The organism is Streptomyces sp. NBC_01750, from assembly GCF_035918095.1.
GTDB lineage: Bacteria > Actinomycetota > Actinomycetes > Streptomycetales > Streptomycetaceae > Streptomyces.
Genome location: NZ_CP109137.1, coordinates 2,471,934 through 2,493,623, shown reverse-complemented (window position 1 = coordinate 2,493,623; position 21,690 = coordinate 2,471,934). Strand labels below are relative to the sequence as shown.

24 protein-coding genes and 1 riboswitch are annotated in these 21,690 nt (G+C 69.8%); of the genes, 13 read left to right on the top strand and 11 right to left on the bottom strand.

Going from position 1 to position 21,690, the window contains the following annotated elements; genetic code table 11:
- Positions 1–21: 21 nt before the first annotated feature.
- Positions 22–597: a hypothetical protein gene (locus tag OG966_RS11330; protein WP_326649389.1), complete on the bottom strand. Its 576-nt coding sequence runs from the start codon at positions 595–597 to the stop codon at positions 22–24.
- A complete protein-coding gene (locus OG966_RS11325; RefSeq protein WP_326649388.1) occupies positions 590–1,369 on the bottom strand; it encodes an alpha/beta hydrolase in 780 nt (259 codons plus the stop codon). Before OG966_RS11325 ends, OG966_RS11330 begins: the two co-directional genes overlap by 8 nt.
- Positions 1,370–1,571: 202 nt before the next feature.
- Between OG966_RS11325 and OG966_RS11320 the strand changes: the two genes are divergently transcribed.
- The 4 genes from OG966_RS11320 to OG966_RS11305 all read left to right on the top strand — a co-directional run bounded on the left by OG966_RS11320 (position 1,572) and on the right by OG966_RS11305 (position 5,455).
- Complete coding sequence (locus OG966_RS11320; RefSeq protein ID WP_326649387.1) at positions 1,572–2,333, top strand: lysophospholipid acyltransferase family protein; 762 nt, start codon at positions 1,572–1,574, stop codon at positions 2,331–2,333.
- Between the two features lie 30 nt (positions 2,334–2,363).
- Entirely contained in the window at positions 2,364–3,575 is a 1,212-nt protein-coding gene (gene macS, locus OG966_RS11315; RefSeq protein ID WP_326649386.1) for a MacS family sensor histidine kinase, read from the top strand.
- Positions 3,572–4,282, top strand: coding sequence for a response regulator transcription factor (locus tag OG966_RS11310; RefSeq protein WP_326649385.1), 711 nt, complete (start codon positions 3,572–3,574; stop codon positions 4,280–4,282). The genes macS and OG966_RS11310 overlap by 4 nt, the downstream gene beginning before the upstream one ends.
- A gap of 144 nt (positions 4,283–4,426) precedes the next feature.
- Positions 4,427–5,455, top strand: a complete 1,029-nt coding sequence (locus OG966_RS11305) for a 6-phosphofructokinase (protein WP_326649384.1) — start codon at positions 4,427–4,429, stop codon at positions 5,453–5,455.
- A 75-nt stretch (positions 5,456–5,530) separates the two neighbouring features.
- Here the strand turns inward: OG966_RS11305 and OG966_RS11300 are convergent, their stop codons facing one another.
- Positions 5,531–7,468: an anthranilate synthase family protein gene (locus tag OG966_RS11300; RefSeq protein ID WP_326649383.1), complete on the bottom strand. Its 1,938-nt coding sequence runs from the start codon at positions 7,466–7,468 to the stop codon at positions 5,531–5,533.
- A 103-nt stretch (positions 7,469–7,571) separates the two neighbouring features.
- Complete coding sequence (locus OG966_RS40790) at positions 7,572–7,628, bottom strand: trp operon leader peptide (protein ID WP_351454571.1); 57 nt, start codon at positions 7,626–7,628, stop codon at positions 7,572–7,574.
- Between the two features lie 285 nt (positions 7,629–7,913).
- Between OG966_RS40790 and OG966_RS11295 the strand changes: the two genes are divergently transcribed.
- Both OG966_RS11295 and OG966_RS11290 read left to right on the top strand, forming a co-directional pair.
- Positions 7,914–9,266, top strand: coding sequence for a class II 3-deoxy-7-phosphoheptulonate synthase (locus tag OG966_RS11295; RefSeq protein WP_326649382.1), 1,353 nt, complete (start codon positions 7,914–7,916; stop codon positions 9,264–9,266).
- A gap of 143 nt (positions 9,267–9,409) precedes the next feature.
- On the top strand, positions 9,410–9,658 hold the full coding sequence (locus OG966_RS11290; RefSeq protein WP_326649381.1) for a (2Fe-2S)-binding protein: 249 nt from the start codon (positions 9,410–9,412) through the stop codon (positions 9,656–9,658).
- A 14-nt stretch (positions 9,659–9,672) separates the two neighbouring features.
- Here the strand turns inward: OG966_RS11290 and bfr are convergent, their stop codons facing one another.
- The gene (gene bfr, locus OG966_RS11285; protein ID WP_326649380.1) at positions 9,673–10,152 is read right to left on the bottom strand and encodes a bacterioferritin; all 480 of its coding nucleotides are present in this window, start codon (positions 10,150–10,152) and stop codon (positions 9,673–9,675) included.
- A gap of 155 nt (positions 10,153–10,307) precedes the next feature.
- Between bfr and OG966_RS11280 the strand changes: the two genes are divergently transcribed.
- Positions 10,308–10,940, top strand: a complete 633-nt coding sequence (locus tag OG966_RS11280; RefSeq protein WP_326649379.1) for a sulfite oxidase-like oxidoreductase — start codon at positions 10,308–10,310, stop codon at positions 10,938–10,940.
- A gap of 25 nt (positions 10,941–10,965) precedes the next feature.
- Here the strand turns inward: OG966_RS11280 and OG966_RS11275 are convergent, their stop codons facing one another.
- The 6 genes from OG966_RS11275 to thiO form a co-directional block, all read right to left on the bottom strand.
- Entirely contained in the window at positions 10,966–11,469 is a 504-nt protein-coding gene (locus OG966_RS11275) for a DUF4396 domain-containing protein (protein WP_326649378.1), read from the bottom strand.
- 83 nt (positions 11,470–11,552) lie between these two features.
- On the bottom strand, positions 11,553–12,401 hold the full coding sequence (locus tag OG966_RS11270; protein WP_326649377.1) for a deoxyribonuclease IV: 849 nt from the start codon (positions 12,399–12,401) through the stop codon (positions 11,553–11,555).
- A gap of 5 nt (positions 12,402–12,406) precedes the next feature.
- Positions 12,407–14,359: a Stk1 family PASTA domain-containing Ser/Thr kinase gene (gene pknB, locus OG966_RS11265; protein ID WP_326649376.1), complete on the bottom strand. Its 1,953-nt coding sequence runs from the start codon at positions 14,357–14,359 to the stop codon at positions 12,407–12,409.
- Positions 14,360–14,644: 285 nt separating this feature from the next.
- Positions 14,645–15,439 carry a thiazole synthase gene (locus OG966_RS11260; RefSeq protein ID WP_326649375.1) on the bottom strand — a complete coding sequence of 265 codons (795 nt, stop codon included), beginning with the start codon at positions 15,437–15,439 and terminating at the stop codon, positions 14,645–14,647.
- Positions 15,440–15,445: 6 nt separating this feature from the next.
- On the bottom strand, positions 15,446–15,670 hold the full coding sequence (gene thiS, locus OG966_RS11255) for a sulfur carrier protein ThiS (protein WP_326649374.1): 225 nt from the start codon (positions 15,668–15,670) through the stop codon (positions 15,446–15,448).
- Positions 15,667–16,824: a glycine oxidase ThiO gene (gene thiO / locus OG966_RS11250; protein WP_326649373.1), complete on the bottom strand. Its 1,158-nt coding sequence runs from the start codon at positions 16,822–16,824 to the stop codon at positions 15,667–15,669. The genes thiS and thiO overlap by 4 nt, the downstream gene beginning before the upstream one ends.
- A riboswitch (TPP riboswitch) is annotated at positions 16,822–16,934 on the bottom strand. It overlaps the preceding gene by 3 nt.
- 51 nt (positions 16,935–16,985) lie before the next feature.
- Here thiO and OG966_RS11245 point away from each other — a divergent pair.
- The 6 genes from OG966_RS11245 (at position 16,986) to OG966_RS11220 (ending at position 21,683) form a co-directional block, all read left to right on the top strand.
- Complete coding sequence (locus tag OG966_RS11245) at positions 16,986–17,327, top strand: hypothetical protein (protein WP_326649372.1); 342 nt, start codon at positions 16,986–16,988, stop codon at positions 17,325–17,327.
- A 28-nt stretch (positions 17,328–17,355) separates the two neighbouring features.
- Entirely contained in the window at positions 17,356–18,591 is a 1,236-nt protein-coding gene (locus OG966_RS11240) for an NAD(P)/FAD-dependent oxidoreductase (protein ID WP_326649370.1), read from the top strand.
- Between the two features lie 43 nt (positions 18,592–18,634).
- Positions 18,635–19,000 (top strand): Rv2175c family DNA-binding protein, encoded by a 366-nt coding sequence (locus tag OG966_RS11235; RefSeq protein WP_326649369.1) that lies wholly within the window; start codon positions 18,635–18,637, stop codon positions 18,998–19,000.
- A gap of 87 nt (positions 19,001–19,087) precedes the next feature.
- Entirely contained in the window at positions 19,088–19,783 is a 696-nt protein-coding gene (thiE, locus tag OG966_RS11230; protein WP_326649368.1) for a thiamine phosphate synthase, read from the top strand.
- Between the two features lie 67 nt (positions 19,784–19,850).
- The gene (metF, locus tag OG966_RS11225) at positions 19,851–20,768 is read left to right on the top strand and encodes a methylenetetrahydrofolate reductase [NAD(P)H] (protein ID WP_326649367.1); all 918 of its coding nucleotides are present in this window, start codon (positions 19,851–19,853) and stop codon (positions 20,766–20,768) included.
- A gap of 51 nt (positions 20,769–20,819) precedes the next feature.
- Positions 20,820–21,683 carry a hypothetical protein gene (locus OG966_RS11220; protein ID WP_326649366.1) on the top strand — a complete coding sequence of 288 codons (864 nt, stop codon included), beginning with the start codon at positions 20,820–20,822 and terminating at the stop codon, positions 21,681–21,683.
- The last annotated feature ends 7 nt before the right edge of the window (positions 21,684–21,690 follow it).

Sequence of the window (21,690 nt, the reverse complement as noted above, 5' to 3'; positions counted from 1 at the left end):
AGGAATCAGCGGAAGAGTCATTCAGACGACCGCGCCGCGGCCCGGGTCGTCGTCCTCATCGTCATCGTGGGACATCCGCGCCACCAGGGTCGCGAAACCGCCCAGGAAGCCGCCGACGCACAGCGTGGTCAGCCACCATGTCATGTCCCACTGCAGCAGCACGGCGACAAGCATCAGTACCGGACCGCCGACGACCGCGAGCCAGGCGAACTTGGCCGTGACATCGGCATCCGGCAGCGGCGGCGGCTCCGGCGGTACGAAGTGGCCCTCGTCGCTCTCGTCGAGGTCGTCGTCCTTCGCCTCGGCCACGCCGTAGTCGCGCGGGCCGCCGACCCCGGGCGCGAAGGTGATCGAGCTGCCCAGGGCGGGCCTGTCCGCACCGGAGCCGGGCTCGGACTCCGGGGTCGGGTCGTCCTCCGGAGCCTTGGGAGCCTCGTTCACCTCGCCCGCGAGCATGGCGAGGTCCTCCACCGACTTGAACGGCTTCGCCCCCGGCGGGTCTGTCGGCTCGTCGCCGTACCCGGCGACGATGGCCGCCCAGGCGGCCTCCTCGTCTATCGGCTGCGGCTCACGGTCCGCGTCGTGCTGCTCAGCCACCGGTGGTGCTCCCCTTCTTCCCGACACTCGGAGCGAGCCGGCCGATGAACGCGTAACTCTCGTCGAAAATCCGCTCCGCATCGTGGTCCAACGTCGCCACGTGGTAACTCTGTTCCAGGAGGATCTCCGAAACATCCGTGGACGAGACCCGGCTGAGGATCCGGGCCGAGTCGACGGGCGGCACCACATGGTCCTGCGGGCTGTGCAGCAGCACCATCGGCTGAGTGACCTGCGGCAGCTCGCCGTCCACCAGCCGGAAGAACTGCCGCAGCGAGTGCGCGGCGTGCATCGGCACCCGGTCGTACCCGACCTCCTCCGAGCCCGCGAGGGCGATATCGCTCGTCACCCCCTTGGTCGTGCGCACGAAGTGGCGGGCGACCGGCAGGGCGTACGCCGCCAGGCCGTGCACCTTGTTCGCCGGGTTCACCACGACGATTCCACTGACCGCGTCCCCGTGCTTCGCGGCGAGCCGCAGTGCGAGCGCCCCGCCCATCGAGAGCCCGAAGACAAAGACCTGACTGCACCGCTCCAGCAGCACCCGCAGTTCGCGGTCCACCTCCGCGTACCAGTCCTGCCAGCCGGTGACCTGCATGTCCTGCCAGCGCGTGCCGTGTCCGGGCAGCAGCGGCAGGGACACCGTGAGACCGCGCTCCGCGAGATGGTCGGCCCAGGGACGCAGCGACTGCGGGGAACCGGTGAAGCCGTGGCAGAGAAGTACGCCGACCTCTCCGCCTTCGTGGCGGAACGGCTCGGCTCCAGGGAGGACCGGCACCGGGGTCTCCTTTCGGTGTTCGGGGCCCACGGCGAAGCCGCTGATGTGACAGCCCCGGTAGGTCACAGCGTGAGTGTCTGAGGGTGTAGTTCACCGTACGCGACCGGACTGACACCGACCAGGTCCGTAGGCCCCCCGGAGCGGGTAGCACGGACCGACCACGGGATAAGGTCTGTTCGACAGCACACAGGAGGCATTCGAGTTGATCTACGGCGCAATGAAGTTCTCCATAGGGGGCTCGCTGAAGCTTGCCTTCAGGCCTTGGGTGGAGGGCCTCGAGAACATTCCCGCGGAGGGACCGGCGATCCTCGCGAGCAACCACCTGTCTTTTTCGGACTCGTTCTTCCTGCCCGCGGTCCTGGACCGCAAGGTCACCTTCATCGCCAAGGCGGAGTACTTCACCTCGCCCGGAGTGAAGGGCAAGCTCACCGCTGCCTTCTTCAAGGGCGTCGGACAGCTCCCGGTGGACCGTTCGGGTGCCCGCGGCGCGGGTGAGGCGGCGATCAAGGCCGGTATAGAGGTCATCCAGAGCGGCGGTCTGTTCGGTATCTACCCGGAGGGCACCCGCTCGCCGGACGGCCGCCTCTACCGCGGCAAGCCGGGTGGCCTCGCGCGCGTGGCACTCGCCACCGGCGCTCCGGTCATCCCGGTCGCGATGATCGACACCGAGAAGATCCAGCCGCCCGGCAAGGTGATACCCAAGCTGATGCGCCCGGGGATCAGGATCGGCAAACCGCTCGACTTCAGCCGCTACCACGGCATGGAGAGCGACCGCTTCATCCTCCGCTCGGTCACCGACGAGGTCATGTACGAGATCATGAAGCTTTCCGGCCAGGAGTACGTCGACATCTACGCGACCGCCGCGAAGCGACAGCTCGCGGAGGAGAAGGCGGCGGCGGAGAAGGCCGAGAAGGCGGCGGCGAAGGCGGACAAGGCAGAGAAGACGGAACGCCCGGCCGCGTAGCCGCGTTGTCCGTCCCGGGGGGTGGGGGAAATGGCCAAGCGCGAGCATGTAGTGCGGATGTCGGTCGAGCTGCCGTTGTGGCGTGCGCTCGCCGCCTACCGCGTACTGACGATGATCTACGCGGTGCTCCTCTTCGTCTTCACCCGCGGCAAGTTCGAGCATCCCTGGGTGGCGGTCGCCTTCCTCGCGGTGATGACCGTCTGGACGCTGGTCACGCTCCCCAAGGTCACCAACGCCACCCGCTGCACCAAACGCTTCCTCGGCGCCGACCTCGCCATCGCGCTGACCGGCATCATGCTCACGCCGCTCGCCGACGCCCAGGCACAGACCGTCGACGGCCCCACCCTGCCGACGATATGGACCGCCGGATCCGTGCTCGCCTTCGCCATCAAGGGCGGCTGGCGCTGGGCGGGCTTCGCGTCCTCGTTCGTCGCCGTCGCCAATATCGTCGAGCGCGGCCACCCCAGCCGGGACACCTTCCACAACGTCCTGCTGGTCTGGGTCGCCTCCATCGCCATCGGTTACGTCGTCGAGGTCGCGCGGGCCTCCGAGCTCACCCTCGCCCGCGCTCTGGAGATCGAGGCTGCGACCCGCGAGCGGGAACGGCTGGCCCGCGACATCCACGACAGCGTGCTCCAGGTGCTGGCGATGGTGCAGCGGCGCGGTACGGCACTGGGCGGCGAGGCCGCCGAGCTGGGCAGAATGGCCGGGGAGCAGGAGGTCGCCCTGCGCACCCTGGTCTCCAGCGGTCTGGTGCCCACCACCCGCGCCTCCGAGGACATCTCGCTCGGCGCCGTGGTCCGTACCGTCGACGTCGAAGACGCTCCGCCGCACGGGCCCGAACTGTGCGATCTGCGCTCGCTGCTCGCCCGGCACGCCGGGTCGAGGGTCACCTTGTCGGAGCCGGGCGCCCCGGTGCTGCTGCCGGCCGGCGCGGCGGCGGAGCTCGCGGCCGCTGTCAGTGCCGCACTGGACAATGTCCGCAGACATGCGGGTGACGACGCCCAGGCCTGGATCCTCGTCGAGGACTGGCCCGAAGAAGTGATCGTGACGGTACGGGACGACGGGCCGGGCATCCCGGAGGGCAGGCTCGCGCAGGCCGAGGGGGAGGGGCGGCTCGGTGTCGCGCTCTCGATCCGCGGGCGGCTGCGGGAGCTGGGCGGCAGGGCCGAGCTGCTCTCGGTGCCGGGCCAGGGCACAGAAGTCGAATTGAAGGTTCCACGGGGGAAGGCAGGCACATGACGAACCAGCAGGCGGGCGGTCGGACGGACCCGCAGACGGACCGGCAGACGATCAGGGTGATGGTCGTCGACGACCACCCGATGTGGCGGGACGCGGTCGCCCGCGACCTGGCCGCGGCCGGGTTCGACGTGGTGGCGACGGCGGGCGACGGACCGCAGGCCGTGCGCCGGGCCAAGGCCGTCGCGCCCGACGTTCTCGTCCTCGACCTCAATCTGCCCGGGATGCCCGGCGTCCAGGTCTGCAAGGAGCTCGTCGGCTCCCACCCGGCGCTGCGGGTCCTGGTCCTCTCCGCGAGCGGCGAGCACGCCGACGTACTGGAAGCGGTGAAGTCCGGCGCCACCGGGTATCTGCTCAAGTCGGCCAGTACGGAGGAGCTGACGGACGCCGTGCGGCGCACCGCCGTCGGTGATCCGGTCTTCACACCGGGCCTCGCCGGTCTCGTGCTCGGTGAGTACCGCCGGCTCGCCTCCGAGCCCGTACCCGCGTCCGGCGGCGACGAGCCGAAGGCCCCCCAGCTGACCGAGCGCGAGACCGAGGTGCTGCGGCTGGTCGCCAAGGGGCTCTCGTACAAACAGATCGCCGAGCGTCTGGTCATCTCGCACCGCACCGTCCAGAACCACGTCCAGAACACCCTCGGCAAGCTCCAGTTGCACAACCGCGTGGAGCTCGTGCGGTACGCCATTGAGCGGGGGCTCGACGACGCGTAACCCCCGCCCCCTACTCGTACGAGTGAAAGCCGGGCGTCAACCTCCGCATGACGTACAGGAATTGACCTTTCGTCCCATCCCGTAGTGACCTGGATCACCATTAGCGTGGCGGTCCTACGGCTCACCAGGCGAAGGGAATCTTCCATGCGCGTCGGAGTACTGACCGGGGGCGGCGACTGCCCCGGGCTCAATGCGGTCATCCGTGGCGTCGTCCGCAAGGGCGTGCAGGAGTACGCGTACGAATTCGTCGGCTATCGCGACGGCTGGCGCGGACCCCTCGAAGGCGACACGGTTCCACTCGACATCCCGGCCGTACGCGGCATTCTGCCCCGCGGCGGCACCATCCTCGGCTCTTCGCGCACCAACCCCCTCAAGGCGGAGAACGGCATCCGCCGGATCAAGGACAACCTCGCCAAGGCCGAGGTGGACGCGTTGATCGCGATCGGCGGCGAGGACACCCTCGGTGTCGCGGCGCGGCTCCACGACGAGTACGGCATCAAATGCGTCGGGGTGCCCAAGACCATCGACAACGACCTGTCCGCCACCGACTACACCTTCGGCTTCGACACGGCGGTCGGCATCGCGACCGAGGCCATCGACCGGCTCCACACCACCGCCGAATCACATATGCGCGTCCTGGTCGTCGAGGTGATGGGGCGCCACGCGGGCTGGATCGCGCTCCACTCCGGTCTGGCCGGCGGCGCCAATGTGATCCTCATCCCGGAGCAGCGCTTCGACGTCGACCAGGTCTGTGCCTGGGTGACCTCGCGTTTCAAGGCCAGTTACGCCCCGATCGTCGTGGTCGCCGAGGGCGCCATGCCCAAGGACGGCGAGGCGGTCCTCAAGGACGGCACGCTCGACTCCTTCGGTCATGTCCGGCTCTCCGGCGTCGGCGAGTGGCTGGCCAAGGAGATCGAGCGGCGTACCGGCAAGGAGGCCCGCACCACCGTCCTCGGCCATGTCCAGCGCGGCGGCACCCCCAGTGCCTTCGACCGCTGGCTGGCCACCCGCTTCGGTCTGCACGCCATCGACGCGGTGCGGGACGGGGACTTCGGCAAGATGGTCGCGCTGCAGGGCACGGACATCGTGCGCGTCCCGATCGCCGAGGCGACGGCCAGGCTCAAGACGGTCGACCCGAAGCTGTACGAGGAGGTCGGGGTCTTCTTCGGCTGACCACTCGGCACGGCGAGCCCTGGGTATGGGCCGTTATGCGCCTTGTCCGGCCCATACCCCTGGTCCCACCGCTGATCAACCGACGAGCACGCCCGCGAGCAGTGCCGCGGTGAGCGCCGCCCCGTCCGTCGTGAGCACCGATTCCGGGTGGAACTGCAGACCGGCGAAGCCCGGACCGCGCATCGCGTGCACCTCCCCGCTCGCCTCGTCGCGGCTGAGCTCGATGCGGTGCGTTGCCAGCTCCGCGGCGGTCTTCTCGTCGCAGCGCGCGGTGAAGCTGTTGTAGAACCCCACCGTCTCCTCGCGCCCGAAGAAGTCGATCCGCTCCTGCGCCCCTTGGTGCGGTGCGTCCTTCCGTACGATCTCCAGGCCCAGTTCGGCCGCCATCAGCTCATGGCCGAGGCAGACGCCCAGCAGACCGTGGCGGTGCTCGCGCAGCAGATCGGCGGCGAGCGCACGCAGGAAGCGCATCTTCGGGTCACCGGCATCGGCGGGATCGCCGGGGCCGGGACCGAGCACCACCGGTCCCTCATGGGCGCGCACCGTCTCCCGCAGGCCCGGTTCGTCGTACCGCCGGACCGTCACCTCCAGGCCCGAGGAGCGCAGCAGGTGCGCCAGCATCGCGGTGAAGGTGTCCTCGGCGTCGACGACCAGGGCATGGCCGGTCAGCTGGGCGCAGCGCTCCTGCATCCGCAGCCAGAAGGGCGCGAGGTCGGCGCGACGGGCGTCCAGGGCGGCCCGCACCCGCGGATCGTCGGCGAGCTTCGGGCGTTCGGCCTGCTCCTGCGGCCGCCCGGGACGCACCCCCAGCGCGGCCAGTACCCCGGCCGCCTTGGCGTGCGTCTCGGCGACCTCGCCCGCCGGGTCGGAGTGCCGTACCAGGGTCGCCCCGACCGGTACCCGCAGGGAACCATCGGCGTCGATGTCGGCGGTGCGGATGAGAATGGGCGAGTCGAGGGTCTGCGCGCCGACCTGTCCTTCCCGCCCGCCACCCGCGCTCCTGCCGATCAGCGCCAGCGCGCCCGCGTAGTAGCCGCGGCCGCCCACCTCATGGCGCTCGATGACACGGCAGGCGTTCTGTACCGGCGATCCGGTGACCGTCGCCGCGAACATGGTCTCCTTCAGCACCTCCCGTACATCGAGCGACGAGCGCCCCCGCAACTCGTACTCGGTGTGCGCGAGATGAGCCATCTCCTTGAGCCGCGGCCCGATGACGACACCGCCCATGTCGCCGACGGTGCACATCATCTTCAGCTCCTCGTCGACGACCATGGAGAGCTCCTCGCGCTCCTTGCGGTCGTCCAGGAAGCCGAGCAGCGCCTCGGGGGTCGGACCCTCGGGCGGATAGCGGTACGTCCCGCTGATCGGATTCATCACGACGGTGCCGCCGCTCATCCGGACATGGACCTCGGGGGAGGCGCCGACCAGGGTGCGCCCGCCCGCCTCCCGCCGCCGCCCATCGGGGGAAGGCCCTTCGGGCCCCCTGTTTCCGGTGTGCACGACGAAGGTCCAGTACGCGCCGCGCTCGCCGGCCAGCAGCCTCCGGAACAGCGCCAGCGCGTCGGCCCGGCCGAAGCCCGGGATCCTGCCGGTGTACGTACGGCGGATGACGAAGTTCGCGCCCTCGCCCTGTCCGATCTCGTCCTCGATGACGCGCCGGACGATGCCCGCGTACTCCTCGTCGTCGACGTCGAAGGCTCCGTCCTCGACCCGTACGTCGTGCGCGGGGAGTCTCTCCAGGGCTTCGGCGAGAGGGAGTTCATGGCACTCGTCGGCGACGAGCACGGTCAGTGGCGTCCCGTCGTCGCGTACGTCGAAGCCGCGTTCCCTGATCTGGCGGAACGGGACCAGGGCGAGTGAGGGGCGGTCGCCGACCGGGATGTCGGCGAGCCGCTCGGCCTCGTGGACGGTGCCGATCAGGACCTCGACGGTGTCGTGGTCGTGGCCGGGGGTGCGCCTGCGCAGCAGGGCGAAGGGCGGGCCGTCGTCGTCCAGCAGCCGGCTGATGAGCATGGTCGTGTTCCTTCCGAGTGGGAGGAACGGCCGCTGTCCCGGGACCCCGGGAAACACTGAAGGCCGCCCCTCGGGCGGCCTTCGCGACTGGGTGTACGCGCAGTCAGTGGGCCGCCGGATGAGCGGTCCACCACCAGTTCTGAGTCGGTTGCGCGAACATGACGCCGACCATAACGCATCAGCCCGCGGATCCGCAGCGCGTCCGGGGGTGGCTGTAGGGAGTGGCTGTGACGCGGCCGGCGACGACCCGGCGGTCCTGGCGGCCCCGGCGTACCGCGCCGCCGGACCGCCCGTGACGGGCGAGCCGATCCTCGAGCCGCACTGAGGAATGCGCCCGGATCCGAGCCGGATCCGATACGGGCAGCAGTCGTGCTCCGAGTCCACTCCTGTCTCATTTGGTGGGCGGTCGGAGGTACGTCCGCAGAGACCCCGTAATGTTGACGGCGTGACCGTGAACGCTAAGACCACCGCTGCCGGTGGCAACACCTGGCGAGACCTTCCCGCGGCGCAGCAGCCCGAGTACCCCGATGCCGAGGCCCTGCGCGATGTGATCGCGGACCTCGAGTCGTATCCGCCGCTCGTCTTCGCGGGCGAGTGCGACCAGCTGCGCGCCCGACTGGGAGCCGTCGCCAAGGGCGAGGCGTTCCTGCTGCAGGGCGGCGACTGCGCCGAGGCCTTTGACGCGGTCTCCGCCGACCAGATCCGCAACAAGCTGAAGACCCTCCTCCAGATGGGCGCGGTGCTCACCTACGCCGCGTCCGTCCCGGTGGTGAAGGTCGGCCGGATCGCGGGCCAGTACTCCAAGCCGCGCTCCAAGCCGACCGAGACCCGCGACGGCCTGACGCTCCCGACCTACCGGGGCGACTCCGTCAACGGCTTCGACTTCACCGAGGCGGCCCGTATCCCGGACCCCGAGCGCCTGAAGCGGATGTACAACGCCTCCTCCGCGACGCTCAACCTGGTGCGTGCCTTCACCACCGGCGGTTACGCCGACCTGCGGCAGGTGCACGCCTGGAACCAGGACTTCGTGAAGACGTCGCCCTCCGGTCAGCGCTACGAGCAGCTCGCCCGCGAGATCGACAACGCGCTGAACTTCATGAAGGCCTGCGGCACCGACCCGGCGGAGTTCCGCACGGTCGAGTTCTATGCCTCCCACGAGGCGCTGCTGCTGGACTACGAGTCGGCGCTGACCCGCGTGGACTCCCGTACCGGCGATCTGTACGACGTCTCGGGCCACATGGTCTGGATCGGTGAGCGCACCCGCCAGCTGGACGGCGCGCACATCGAGTTTGCCGCGCGGATCCGCAATCCGATCGGTGTGAAGCTCGGCCCGACGACCACGGTCGACGAGGCGCTGCAGTACATCGACAAGCTCGACCCGGAGCGCGAGCCGGGCCGGCTGACCTTCGTCGTCCGTATGGGCGCCGACAAGGTCCGCGACAAGCTCCCCGAGCTGGTCGACAAGGTCACGGCCTCCGGCGCCACGGTGGCCTGGGTGACCGACCCGATGCACGGCAACACCTTCGAGGCGGCCTCCGGCCACAAGACCCGCCGCTTCGACGATGTGCTCGACGAGGTCAAGGGCTTCTTCGAGGTCCACAAGGCGCTCGGCACGCACCCGGGCGGCATCCATGTCGAGCTCACCGGTGACGATGTCACCGAGTGCGTGGGCGGCGGCGACGAGATCTTCGTCGACGATCTGCACCAGCGCTACGAGACGGCCTGCGACCCGCGGCTGAACCGCAGCCAGTCTCTTGACCTGGCCTTCCTGGTCGCCGAGATGTACCGGGACCAGTAGTCCGGATGACGACTGTGGGGCGCGGATCGATGTGATCCGCGCCCCACAGTCATATCCGGGGCTTTTGCGCACCGGGTCCGGCGGGTAAGGTTAGGTAAGCCTCACCGATCATCGGGAAAGGCGCCACGATCCCGACCGGGGAGGTGAACCGCGTGTACGTCTGCTCATGCTTCGGCATCACCGAGAAGCAGGTGAAGGAGCACGCGGATGCCGGTGCCTGCACCCCGCGCCAGATAGCGTCGGTCTCCAAGGCGGGCACCGACTGCGGGTCGTGCGTACGCCGCATCCAGGGGCTTCTCGGCCGGGGTGCGTGCCCGCGCCGCGAGCTGCTCGACCAGGGTGAATCGGCCGCCGTGCTCGCCGTGGACCCGGAGCTCAGCGAGGCCGCCTAGCCCCACGAGGCGATTCAGCTCTCCGGCTGCTCGATCAGCTGGGCGATGTAGAGCGCTTCACCGAGTTTCTCGACCAGCTCCAGCTGGGTGTCGAGATAGTCGATGTGATGCTCCTCGTCCGCCAGGATCGACTCGAAGATGTTCGCCGACGTGATGTCGCCCTTGCCACGCATGACCTCGATGCCGCGCCTGAGGCGGTCGATCGCCTCCACCTCGACCTGCCGGTCGGCCTGGAACATCTCGGTGACCGTCTGGCCGACGCGCACATGGAAAAGGCGCTGGTAGTTCGGCAGGCCGTCGAGGAAGAGGATCCGGTCGGTCAGTACTTCCGCGTGCTTCATCTCGTCGAACGACTCGGCGCGGGTGTACTTGGCGAGCTTCGTCCAGCCGAAGTTCTCCTGCATCTTCGCGTGCAGGAAGTACTGGTTGATGGCGGTCAATTCGGCGGTCAGCTGCTCATTGAGAAACTCGATGACCTCGTGGTCGCCCTGCATCGCAGAGGCTCCTTCCGCACGTATGACTGGGGCAGGTGCGCGCATCCTCGCACCGCGACCGAGGGGCGTCCAGTAAGTGCATGCTTAGTACGAGTTGCCCGAATCGGCTCAGACCTGGTCATGACCACCCCTCCTGGTCTGTCACCATTGAAGGCATGGGTCAGCCGGAGAGCCGGGAATACCGCGCATCAGAGGAGTCCGAGCTTCCTCCGGGGCAGCGACTTCAGCGTGGCTGGCCGGTCACCCACTACGGCCCCGTACCCAAGTTCAAGCCGGACCGCTGGGAGTTCAGGGTCTTCGGCGCCACGGCGGACGGCGACAAACGCTGCTGGAACCATGAGGAGTTCTCGGCGCTGCCCTTCTCCAGCGTCGTCGCCGATCTGCACTGCGTGACGAAGTTCAGCATGCAGGGGGCCGAATGGGGCGGTGTGTCCGCCCGTACGCTGATGGACTTCGCGCCGCCGGCACCGAACGCCACCCATGTCATGGTCTGGGCCGAGTACGGCTACAGCGCCAATCTGCGGCTCTCCGACTTCGCCTCGGAGCGCACGATCTTCGCGACCCACAAGGACGGTGAGCTGCTCACCGCCGAGCACGGCTTTCCGCTGCGGCTGGTCGTGCCGCAGCTGTACGCCTGGAAAGGGCCCAAGTGGGTCCGGGGCGTGGAGTACATGACCGCCGATCGCCGGGGCTTCTGGGAGGAGCGCGGCTATCACAACCTCGGAGACCCGTGGCGCGAGCAGCGCTACTCGTACCAGGAAGAGCCCGGGGACGGCCCCGAGCTCTGAGTCCTGGTGCTGGTGCTGGTGCTGGTCAATGGTGGTACCGGTGGGCCACCGCGTGGCCCCTGCCGCGGCCGATCATCCACTTGTTGACGGGTGTGGTGACCACAAAGGCGAGGACGAGTGAGGCGGCGAGGGCGCCCCAGAACAGCGCGTCCGAGAGATGCGCGTCCATGGCGTTCGGCCAGAGCGCGATCACGCCGTTGTCGATCAGTTCCATCACGGCGATGGACAGGGTGTCGGCGGCCAGTGCCACCCGGACCGCGGTACCGAAGCCGACGCCGGCCTTGAGGACGCCGCGCAGTGTGAGTGAGTAGCCGAAGAAGAACGCCAGCACGATCGCCAGGATCATCGTCGGCGCATTTCCCCAGCCGAACGCGGTGCCGAGCACCATCCCCAGGACCTCGCCGATGGCGCAGCCGGTGAGGCAGTGGAGGGTTGCCCGGGCTGCCATGGACCAGCTGACCCTGCCGATGTCGTGCGGGTGCTCTTCGTGGGTGTGGTGAGCGGGCGCGGTGTGGGTGTCGTGCTGCATGAGAAGCCCCCGGAGTCAGATGGCGGTTCCTGTCGACAGCAAGAAACCGTATACCCCTGGGGGGTATTCCCGATGGAGGTCCCTCAGCGGAGTTTCTTCAGCAGCGCCACATCCGCCGCGTGCCCTTCCCGGCCTCCGGGCGTCTCGGTGATCAGCGGTATGCCCTCGGTCGACGGGTGCCGCATCAGCTCCCGGAACGGCTCCACGCCGATGTGGCCGGAGCCAATGTTCTCGTGGCGGTCCTTGCGGGCACCGGCCACATCCTTGGAGTCATTGGCATGGATCAGCTTCAGCCGCCCCTCGCCGACCGTGTCCACCAGCAGATCCAGAGTCTGCGCCATCCCGTGCGGGCCGGCGAGATCGTGCCCGGCCGCGAAGATGTGGCAGGTGTCCAGACAGACGCCCAGCTTGGGATGGAAGTCCAGCGCCTCGAAGTACGGGCCGAAGTCCCAGGTCCTCGAGCAGAGCGACGAGCCCTGTCCTGCCGTCGACTCCAGCAGCAGGAACGGGTCGTCGTCGTGCGTCAGCTCCTCGAGCAGCGGCAGTATCCGCTCCCGTACCTGCGCCAGCGCCAGCTCGCGGGAACGGCCGCCGGTCGCCGAGCCGGTGTGCACCACCACACCCAGCGCGCCGATCTCCCGGCCCCGGCGCAGCGAGTGCCGCAGGGATTCCACGGACTTCTCGACGGTCGCCTCGGTGTGCGAGCCGAAGTTGATCAGATAAGGCGCATGGACGTACGCCGAGATCCCCTCGGCCGCGCACTCCCTGCGGAACTGCTCGTCCTGCGCCGGGTTTCCGGTGGGCGTCGCCCAGCCGCGCGGATTGGCGACGAAGACCTGGACCGTCTCCGCCTCCAGCTCACGGGCGTAGCCGAGACCGGTCGTGGCGAGGCCGCCCGCCACGGGGACATGGCCGCCGACGGGGTTGCGCATCAGAACTACAGTCCCTTGGTTTTGATGATGATCGTACTGCCTTCGGGGGCCTGACCGCCGCCCGCCACCGACTGGCTCTCGACCTTGTCGCCGAGGAACGGGAAGTTCTTCTCGACCTTGACCTCGAAGCCGGCCGCCTCGAGCTTGCTCGTGGCCTCATCGACCTTCTTGCCGACCACATCGGGCACGTCGATCATCCGCGGGCCCTTGGAGACCGTCAGAGTGATCGTGTCGCCGCGGGCCAGCTGAGTGCCCTCGGCCGCGGACTGCTCGGCGACGGAGCCCGCCTCCTCCGGGGAGTTGATCTGTCCGGAGGCGACCTTGACCTTGAACCCGGCAGCTTCGAGCTCGCTGGTGGCGTCCTGAAGCGAATCGCCCCTCACGCCGGGGACATCGATCGGAGCGCCCTTGCTGACGACGAGGGCGACCGCGGAATCGGGGCTGCGCCCGGTCCCGGCCTCCGGGTCCGTGCTGATCACCGAGCCCTGCGCGATCTCCTCGCTGAACGTCTTCGTCACCACTCCCGGGGCGAGGCCGAGTTTTTTCAGCTCGCGCTCGGCCTTGGCGAGCGGCTTGCCCTTGAGCTCGGGGACCTTGACGATCTCCGGGCCGCGCGAGACGACGATGGTCACCGAGCCATTGCCGCGGATGCGCTCGTTGGTCGCGGGGTCGCTGTTGATGACCGTGCCGCGCTTGACCGTCTCGCTGAAGTCGAAGCGGACCTTCTTCACGTCCAGGCCGGCGGCGTTCAGCTCCTGCCTGGCGTCCTTCTCGGTCTTGCCGATCAGGGCAGGGACACGGGTGAACTGCCCGGAGTTGATGTACCAGACGCCGGCGCCCACGCCGAGGAGCAGGAACAGCGCGACCACCAGCGCGAGGATGCCGCGCCGGGGGATGGCGCGCCGACCGGACTGCTCCGGGGGGCGCGGCGGAGCCGGGGGCATCGCCAGCCGGGATGTGCGGTTGACCTCCGGCTCCTCGCGCGGGAGCACACGCGGGATCACGCTCGTACGGTCCTCGGAGTCGGGGACCTCGTCCGTGCGCCGCTCCCCGGACCGGTCCTGTGCCTGCTCCTCGGTGTGCGCCTGGGGCGGCACCAGGTCCAACTGCTCGTCACCGAGCTCCGCACGGGCCTCGCGGACGTGCGCGAGCAGCGCCACCGCGTCGTCCGGTCGGACCTCGGGGTTACGGGCGGTGGCGCTCGCCACCAGCTCGTCGAGCTCGACGGCAAGCCCGGGGACGAGTGCGGAAGGCGCCGGAACGTCTTCGTTCAGATGCTGGAAGAGGACCTGGCCCGGGGTGTCGCCGGTGTGCGGCTTGGCGCCGGTGAGCATCTCGTAGAGGACGACCCCGCAGGCGTACACATCGGCGCGGGTGTCGGCTGTGCCGTACTCGATCTGCTCGGGAGCGAGATAGGAGACCGTGCCGAGCACCGTGCCGGTGGTGCTGGTGACGGAGCCCACGGCCCGTACCAGACCGAAGTCGGCGACCTTGACCCGGCCGTCGTCACCTATCAGCACGTTCTCCGGCTTCATGTCCCGGTGCACGAAACCTGCCCGGTGCGCGGCGCCGAGCGCGGCCAGCACGGGCTCCATGATGTCGAGCGCGGCCCGCGGCTGGAGCGCCCCGCGCTCGCGCAGTACGTCGCGCAGCGTGCAGCCCGCGACGTACTCCATCGCCAGATAGACGTACGCGCCATCGGCGCCCTGGTCGAAGACCCCCACCACATTGGGGTGGGCGAGGTGCGCCACGGACTTGGCCTCGCGGATGAAGCGCTCCACGAAGGAGGCGTCGGTGGCGAGGGCGGGATGCATCACCTTGAGCGCGAGCACCCGGTCCAGCCGGGTGTCGACGGCCCGGTAGACCGTGGCCATCCCGCCGACGGCGATGCGCGCGTCGACGCGGTAGCGGCCGTCGAGCACATGCCCGACGAGGGGGTCCTTGAGGGTCGTATCCACGCGGGAGAGTCTACGAGCCACCGCGGACAGCCCCGACGCCCCGGGGCGGGACCGGGGCCGTACTGCAGCCGAGCTGTGACAGCGCCGGGCCTTCCCGGGACTCGCTCCGGAGCGCATTCCTCGGCCGAGGATGCAGCCCGTCCGGTGATGGAGAACACGCCCGGAGCGCCCGGGGCAACATTCGGCCTTCCGGCGATTGAGGACACATGCCCGGAGGGCGTCCAGGGGTCCGGGACGCAGCCCCCGTCACGGGCAGGGCGGGGTGGGCGAAACGCCCCCCGCAGGTCAGAACGCCGGGCGCTCCGGGTCGAGGGCCGCGCGGCCCTCGTGTGGGGAGGACGCCTCCGCGAAGTGGCGGCGCGGGATGCGGCCCGCCCGGCGCGCGAGGCGTCCCGCCTCGACCGCGTGGCGCATCGCCTGAGCCATGAGCACCGGCTCCTGCGCCCGGGTCACCGCCGAGGCCAGCATCACCGCCGCGCAGCCGAGCTCCATCGCCAGCGCCGCGTCGGAGGCCGTGCCCGCGCCCGCGTCCAGGATCACCGGCACGCGCGCGTGCTCGACGATCAGCTGGAAGTTGTGCGGATTACGGATGCCGAGGCCGGAGCCGATCGGCGAGCCCAGCGGCATGATCGCCGCGCAGCCCACATCCTCCAGCTTCCGGGCCAGGATTGGGTCGTCGTTCGTGTACGGCAGGACCGTGAAACCGTCGTCGACCAGGATCTCGGCCGCGTCCAGCAGCTCGATCGGGTCGGGCAGCAGTGTGCGCTCGTCCGCGACGACCTCGAGCTTGATCCACTGTGTGCCGAGCGCCTCCCGCGCGAGCCGTGCCGTCAGCACGGCCTCGCCCGCCGTGAAGCAGCCCGCCGTATTGGGCAGCACACGGATGTTCAGCTTCTCCAGGACGGACAGCACAGAGCCCTGGACGGTCGGGTCGAGACGGCGCATCGCGACGGTGGTCAGCTCCGTGCCGCTCGCGACGAGGGCGCGTTCGAGTACGTCGAGGCTGGGCGCCCCGCCCGTTCCCATGATCAGCCGGGAGTCGAAGGCGGTGCTGCCGATGGTGAGACGGTCGTCGGCCATGGCTGATCAGCCTCCCTGCACTGCGGTGAGGACTTCGACGCGGTCGCCGTCGCCGAGCCGTGTGCCGGTCCACCGGCTGCGCGGGACGACCGTCTCGTTGACGGCGGCGGCGACTCCCGACCGGGCGGCGGTGAGGGCGGTGACCAGGGCATCCAGCGTGGTGCCGGTGGCGAGCTCGCGCGTCTCGCCGTTGACGGAGACGGTGATGGTGAGCGACACGGGGACGTTCATGCGGGCTGCTCCTGCGGTACGGGGGAGAAGCGGCGAGGAGTGAAGGGGCGGGCCTCGTCCGGCAGCCCGCCGGTGACCAGCACCGTGGCCATCACATCGCCGGTGACGGGTGTGAGCAGCACCCCGTTGCGGTGGTGGCCGGTGGCCAGATGCAGGCCCGGCAGGGCCGTCGGTCCGAGCAGCGGCGCATTGTCGGGAGAGCCGGGGCGCAGCCCGGCGCGGGTCTCGGTGAGCGGCAGCTCGGTGATGCCGGGCACCAGCTCGTGAGCGTCGCGCAGCAGCTCGTACACCCCGCCTGCCGTCACCGTGGTGTCCCAGCCGAGCTCCTCGCTGGTCGCGCCTATGACCAGCTCGCCGTTCTCGCGAGGCACCAGATAGACGTCGCTGCCGCGCACCATGGCCCGCACGGTCCGGGAGAGGAACGGTGCGTACGCGCGGGGCACGGTCAGCCGCAGTACCTGGCCCTTCACCGGCCGTACCGGCGGCAGCACATCCGCCGGTACCCCGCCGAGCCTGCCGCTCAGACTGCCGCACGCCAGCACCACCTGGTCCGCGGTGAGCTCGCTGCCGTCCGTCAGTACGACTCCGGCCGCCCGGTCCCGTACCACCGACAGCCGCTCGGCCCAGCCGCGGTGGAAGACCACCCCGGCCCGCTCGCAGGCCGCCACCAGCGCTGCGGCCAGCCGCCGCGGATCGACCTGGTGGTCGCCGTCCACCCGCAGACCCCCGCGCACGCCGGGTGCGAGCATCGGCTCGAGTCGGCGGCATTCGCGCCCCGCCAGCCACTCCGACTCCAGGCCGGACTGACGCTGCAGGGCGTGCAGTTCACGAAGATGCGCGCGATCGTCGGCGTCGAGCGCGACGGCGAGCGTGCCACAGGCGCGATAGCCGACGGACTGCCCGCTCGCCTCCTCCAGCTCGGCGACGAAGGAGGGATAGCGCCGTGCGGATTCCAGATTGAGGGCGAGCAGCGTCTGCTCGCCGTAGTGCAGTTCGGTGACGGCGGCGAGCATGCCCGCCGCGACCTGCGCGGCACCGCCGCCGGGCTCCGGATCCGCGACCGTGACCCGCAGCCCGCGCTGCGCCGCACGCCAGGCCGTGACCAGGCCGATGATTCCGCCCCCGACAACGAGGACGTCTGAGGTACGCGACATGGGCGTCCAGCCCCTCCCTTCGCCGGCATGACCCGGATCAGGTTCGTACGGTCGGAGGCCGTCCAGCCTCCCTCTCAGCCCGGTGCGTCCGGACTCCCGCGAGTGCCTTACGGTGGCCACCCTAACCCCAGGCCCCAACTCGCAGTAAGGGAGCAGCCACTGTGGCAGGGTCGCTCGACAATCTCGTGCTCTCACCGGTCGTGGACCAGGCTCCGGGCCAGGTGGGGACCCGGACCCGGTTCACGTACCACGAGGAGAACGGCCGGATCTGGGCCGAGTACGAGGGCGGCGATGTGCTCCGCGGCCATCTTGTGGGCACCAGGGAGGGCGACCGGCTCGACTTCCGTTATGTGCAGCTGAAGGCGGACGGCGGGACGTCCTCAGGACACTGCGTCTCCACCGTGCTCGAGCTCGAGGACGGGCGGCTGCGGCTTGAGGAGAGCTGGGAATGGGAGTCTCAGGAGGGCAGCGGGACGAGCGTCGTCGAACAACTGCCTTCCTGATGATCCGTCAGGTGCGTAAGGTTGTCGGGTGAGCGAGCAGCAGACAGCACAGAGGCAGCGGCGCGTGGTCGTCGTCGGCGCGGGAATGGCCGGTGTACAGACCGCGGTGGCACTGCGCGAGCAGGGTTTCACCGGTCCTGTCACCCTGATCGGTGCCGAACCTCATCAGCCGTACGACAGGCCCCCGCTCTCCAAGGCGATCCTGCTCGGCAAGGCGGAGGGCTCGGCTTTCGACATCGACTTCGAGGCGCTCGGCATCGAGCTGCGGCTGGGCTGCGAGGTGACCGGCGTACGGCCCGGGGCGCATGAGCTGGACACAGAGGCAGGTCCGGTCCCGTACGACGACCTGGTCATCGCCAGTGGTGCGGAACCGGTCAGCCTGCCGGGCGCCGTGGGCGTTCCCGGCGTTCATCTGCTGCGCACCCTCGACGACGCCGCGCGGCTGCGCCCCGTCCTCACGGAGCAGCACGACATCGTGGTCGTCGGCGCGGGCTGGATCGGCGCGGAGTTCGCGACGGCCGCCCGCGAGGCGGGCTGCGCGGTCACCGTCGTCGAGGCCGCCGAGCGTCCGCTGGCCGGAGCCCTGCCCGCCGAGGTCGCCGGCCCGATGGCCGACTGGTACGCGGAGTACGGGGTCGAACTGCTCACCCACGCGCGCGTGGCGGACATCGAGCCCGGCTCGGTGATCCTGGCCGACGGCCGGCAGCTTCCGGCGGGCGCCGTGGTCGTGGGCATCGGCGCCCGGCCCGCCACCGCCTGGCTCGCCGGATCCGGCATCGCACTGGGCCCGGACGGCGCAATCGCCGCGGACGCGTATCTGCGCACCTCGCTGCCCGATGTGTACGCGGTCGGGGACTGCGCCTCCTTCCCGTCCGGCCGCTACGGCGGGCGGCTGCTCGTGCACCACTGGGACAACGCCCTGCAGGGGCCGCGCACGGTCGCCGCCAATGTCATCGGCGCCGCGCCGGGACAGGAGCCACCGGAGGTCTACGACCCGGTGCCGTACTTCTGGTCCGAGCAGTTCGGCCGCTTTGTGCAGTACGCGGGCCATCACGAGGCCGCCGACACGATGGTGTGGCGCGGCGATCCCGCGGGCGCGGCCTGGTCGGTGCTGTGGCTGCGGGACGGCGCTCTGGTCGCGCTGCTCGCCGTAGGCAGGGCCCGGGATCTGGCGCAAGGGCGCAAGCTCATCCTGTCCGGAAACCGGCTGGATCCGGCACGCGCAGCCGATCCCTCCGTCCCTCTGAAGGCGGCGGCGGACTAGGGCCCGGCTACCGACTGTCAGTCCGGGATGGCACGCTTGTCCTGTGACCGAGATTGACGCAAAGATCGATGCTCTCGTCCCCGCCTGGCTCCACCTTCCTGACATCGCGGAAATGCTCGATGTCGAGGTGACGCGCGTCCGGCAGCTGGTCAAGGAAGGCCAGCTGATCGCCGTACGCCGTGGTGAGAACCGGGCGCTTCAGGTGCCTGCCGCCTTCATCGACGGCGACAAGGTGGTCAAGGGTCTCGCAGGGACCCTGACGCTCCTGAGGGACGACGGCTTCACCGACGAAGAGATGCTGGAATGGCTCTTCACCTCCGACCCGAGCCTGCCCGGCACGCCGGCGCAGGCGCTCAGCGAGAATCGCGGCACGGAGGTGAAGCGCCGGGCCCAGGCGCTCGCCGTCTGACGTCCTGACGACAACAACACGCGGTGTGCGGGCCGGGGGGCAGTGCCGCCCTGCCCGTACGCCGCCGACCCATCGGGGGGAACCGCCATGTCCACGGCCCGTATGCAGCTGTCCGACGCCCGGCTCTATCTGTGCACGGACGCCCGGAAGAAGCAGGGCGACCTCGCGGAGTTCCTCGACGCCGTGCTCGCCTCAGGGGTCGACATCGTGCAGCTGCGGGACAAGGGCATGGAAGCGGGTGAGGAACTGGATCACCTCCAGGTCTTCGCCGACGCCTGCCGCAGGCACGGCAGGCTGCTCGCCGTGAACGACCGGGCCGATGTGGCGCACGCCATCGGCTCCGACGTGCTGCATCTGGGACAGGGTGATCTGCCGGTTCCGGCCGCCCGCGCGATCGTCGGTGGCGAGGTGCTCATGGGCCGCTCGACGCACGCCGAGGCCGAGGTGGACGCGGCCGCCGCCGAGCCCGGTGTGGACTACTTCTGCACGGGCCCCTGCTGGCCCACCCCGACCAAGCCCGGCCGGTATGCCCCGGGACTGGGTCTGGTGCGGTACGCGGCCGCGCTGGAGACCGACCGGCCCTGGTTCGCGATCGGCGGGATAGACGCCGGAAATCTGGACGAGGTGCTGGACGCGGGCGCGCGCAGGATCGTCGTCGTACGGGCCATCACCGAGGCCGGCGATCCGGCCGCGGCGACAGCGGCGCTGGCGAAGCGCGTGCGGGAGCGTGCGGGGGAGCGGACCGGCCAAGTGTCCGAGGGGTGGACAGTGCGTGGACAGTAGGCCGACAAAACCGGCATATTTCCGTGATCCGGTTGGGTGACCGGCGAGGCGTGGTTAACCTGCGGGTATGGCCCTCGGTACAGCTTCGACCAGGACGGATCGCGCACGAACGGTGCGCGAGCTGCTCGCGACCGGCAAAACGTCGTACTCTTTCGAGTTCTGGGCGCCCAAGACCGAGAAGGGCGAGCGGAACCTCTGGAACGCGCTGCGCAGGGTAGAAGCAGTGGCCCCCAACTTCGTCTCGGTGACCTACGGCGCCGGCGGCTCGACGCGCGCCGGCACGGTCAAGGCCACCCAGCAGATCGCCGCCGACACCACGCTCACCCCGGTCGCGCACCTCACCGCGGTGAACCACTCCGTGGCCGAGCTGCGCAACATGATCGGGCAATACGCTGATGCGGGGATCCGCAACATCCTCGCCGTCCGTGGCGACCCGCCCGGCGACCCCATGGGCGAGTGGGTCAAGCACCCCGACGGTGTGCGGTACGCCGCCGAGCTCGTACAGTTGATCAAGGAGTCCGGGGACTTCTGCGTCGGCGTCGCGGCCTTCCCCGAGATGCACCCGCGCTCGGAGGACTGGGAAACCGACATCCAGCACTTCGTCGACAAGTGCCGGGCCGGCGCCGACTACGCGATCACACAGATGTTCTTCCAGCCCGAGGACTATCTGCGGCTGCGTGACCGGGTCGAGGCCGCGGGCTGCGCGACCCCGATCATCCCGGAGATCATGCCGGTCACCAGCGTCAAGCAGCTCGAACGGTTCGCGCAGCTCAGTAATGCCGAGTTCCCGCCCGAGCTCAAAGAGAGCATCCTCACCGTCAAGGACGATCCCGCCGCTGTACGCTCCATTGGCATCGAGTTCGCGACGGAGTTCTGCGCCGGGTTGCTCTCCGAGGGCGTCCCCGGTCTGCATTTCATTACACTCAACAACTCCACGGCGACGCTCGAGATCTACGAGAATCTCGGACTGCACGAGCAGTCGTGATCGGCCGAACCCGCTCCGACCCGGAGCGGCGGCCGCAGGAGAGGGGCGGGCATGGGCTGGACGGTCCTCTATATCGCGTTCGGCGTCGTCGCGCTGTGGCTGCTCGGTGAGGTGCTGCTGCAGTACAAGGCACGGCTGCGCTGGCGGCTGCTCGCCTTCGCCGGCTTCCTGTGCGTGGTCCTCGGCGTACTGACGCCCTCCGTCGTGGTGATCGCGCTCGGCGCGATCACCTTCGCCGTCGGCCAGACATACGTCACGCTCTCCTTCCGCAAGGGCTTCTCCACCGGCTGGGCGCTCGGCGGCAGCCCGGGAGCGAGCCGTCGGCGCAAGTCCGGCGGCAAGCAGGACCCGGCTGCCTCGCGCGAGCCGACGCTGGAGGTCTCCGACCTCGCGTACGAGCCCGTTGACCTCGCGTACGAGAGCGTTCCCGCGGCATCCGAGCCCGAGGCGGTCTACGAGCCGCAGCCGCTGCCGGACGACACCGGCCAGTACGGCGTGTACAGCGAGGCCGCGTATGCCGCGGAGCAGCAGGACCAGAGCCAGAACCACACCACGTACGGCACGGGTTACGACACCTACTCCGGCTACGGTCAGCAGCCGGCGGGCCAGGACATATACGCCGGGCAGTACGACTACGGGACCGGGCAGCAGGAGGAATACGCCGCGTACTCCGACCCCTACGTCGGCGGTCAGCAGTACAACGCGTACCAGCCCTACACCAGTTACGACAGTTACGGCGGCCAGCAGCAGTACGCCGACCCGTACGCCCAGCAGCCGTACGGCGAGACGCCGCCCGGCGGGGTGTGGGTCCCGCAGCAGCGTGACGGCGAGCAGCAGGCCCCGCCAATGCCGCAGGAGCAGCCTTCTCCCTACGGCTACGACCCCGGGTACAACGAGCAGCAGTACCGCTACTGAGGCACCG

Coding starts and splice junctions, on each gene's coding strand:
- macS (WP_326649386.1), top strand. CDS start 2,364: ATGGCCAAGCGCGAGCATGTAGTGCGGATGTCGGTCGAGCTGCCGTTG.
- OG966_RS11310 (WP_326649385.1), top strand. CDS start 3,572: ATGACGAACCAGCAGGCGGGCGGTCGGACGGACCCGCAGACGGACCGG.
- OG966_RS11305 (WP_326649384.1), top strand. CDS start 4,427: ATGCGCGTCGGAGTACTGACCGGGGGCGGCGACTGCCCCGGGCTCAAT.
- OG966_RS11300 (WP_326649383.1), bottom strand. CDS start 7,468: ATGCTCATCAGCCGGCTGCTGGACGACGACGGCCCGCCCTTCGCCCTG.
- bfr (WP_326649380.1), bottom strand. CDS start 10,152: ATGCAGGGCGACCACGAGGTCATCGAGTTTCTCAATGAGCAGCTGACC.
- OG966_RS11280 (WP_326649379.1), top strand. CDS start 10,308: ATGGGTCAGCCGGAGAGCCGGGAATACCGCGCATCAGAGGAGTCCGAG.
- OG966_RS11275 (WP_326649378.1), bottom strand. CDS start 11,469: ATGCAGCACGACACCCACACCGCGCCCGCTCACCACACCCACGAAGAG.
- OG966_RS11270 (WP_326649377.1), bottom strand. CDS start 12,401: ATGCGCAACCCCGTCGGCGGCCATGTCCCCGTGGCGGGCGGCCTCGCC.
- OG966_RS11260 (WP_326649375.1), bottom strand. CDS start 15,439: ATGGCCGACGACCGTCTCACCATCGGCAGCACCGCCTTCGACTCCCGG.
- thiS (WP_326649374.1), bottom strand. CDS start 15,670: ATGAACGTCCCCGTGTCGCTCACCATCACCGTCTCCGTCAACGGCGAG.
- thiO (WP_326649373.1), bottom strand. CDS start 16,824: ATGTCGCGTACCTCAGACGTCCTCGTTGTCGGGGGCGGAATCATCGGC.
- thiE (WP_326649368.1), top strand. CDS start 19,088: ATGTCCACGGCCCGTATGCAGCTGTCCGACGCCCGGCTCTATCTGTGC.
- metF (WP_326649367.1), top strand. CDS start 19,851: ATGGCCCTCGGTACAGCTTCGACCAGGACGGATCGCGCACGAACGGTG.
- OG966_RS11220 (WP_326649366.1), top strand. CDS start 20,820: ATGGGCTGGACGGTCCTCTATATCGCGTTCGGCGTCGTCGCGCTGTGG.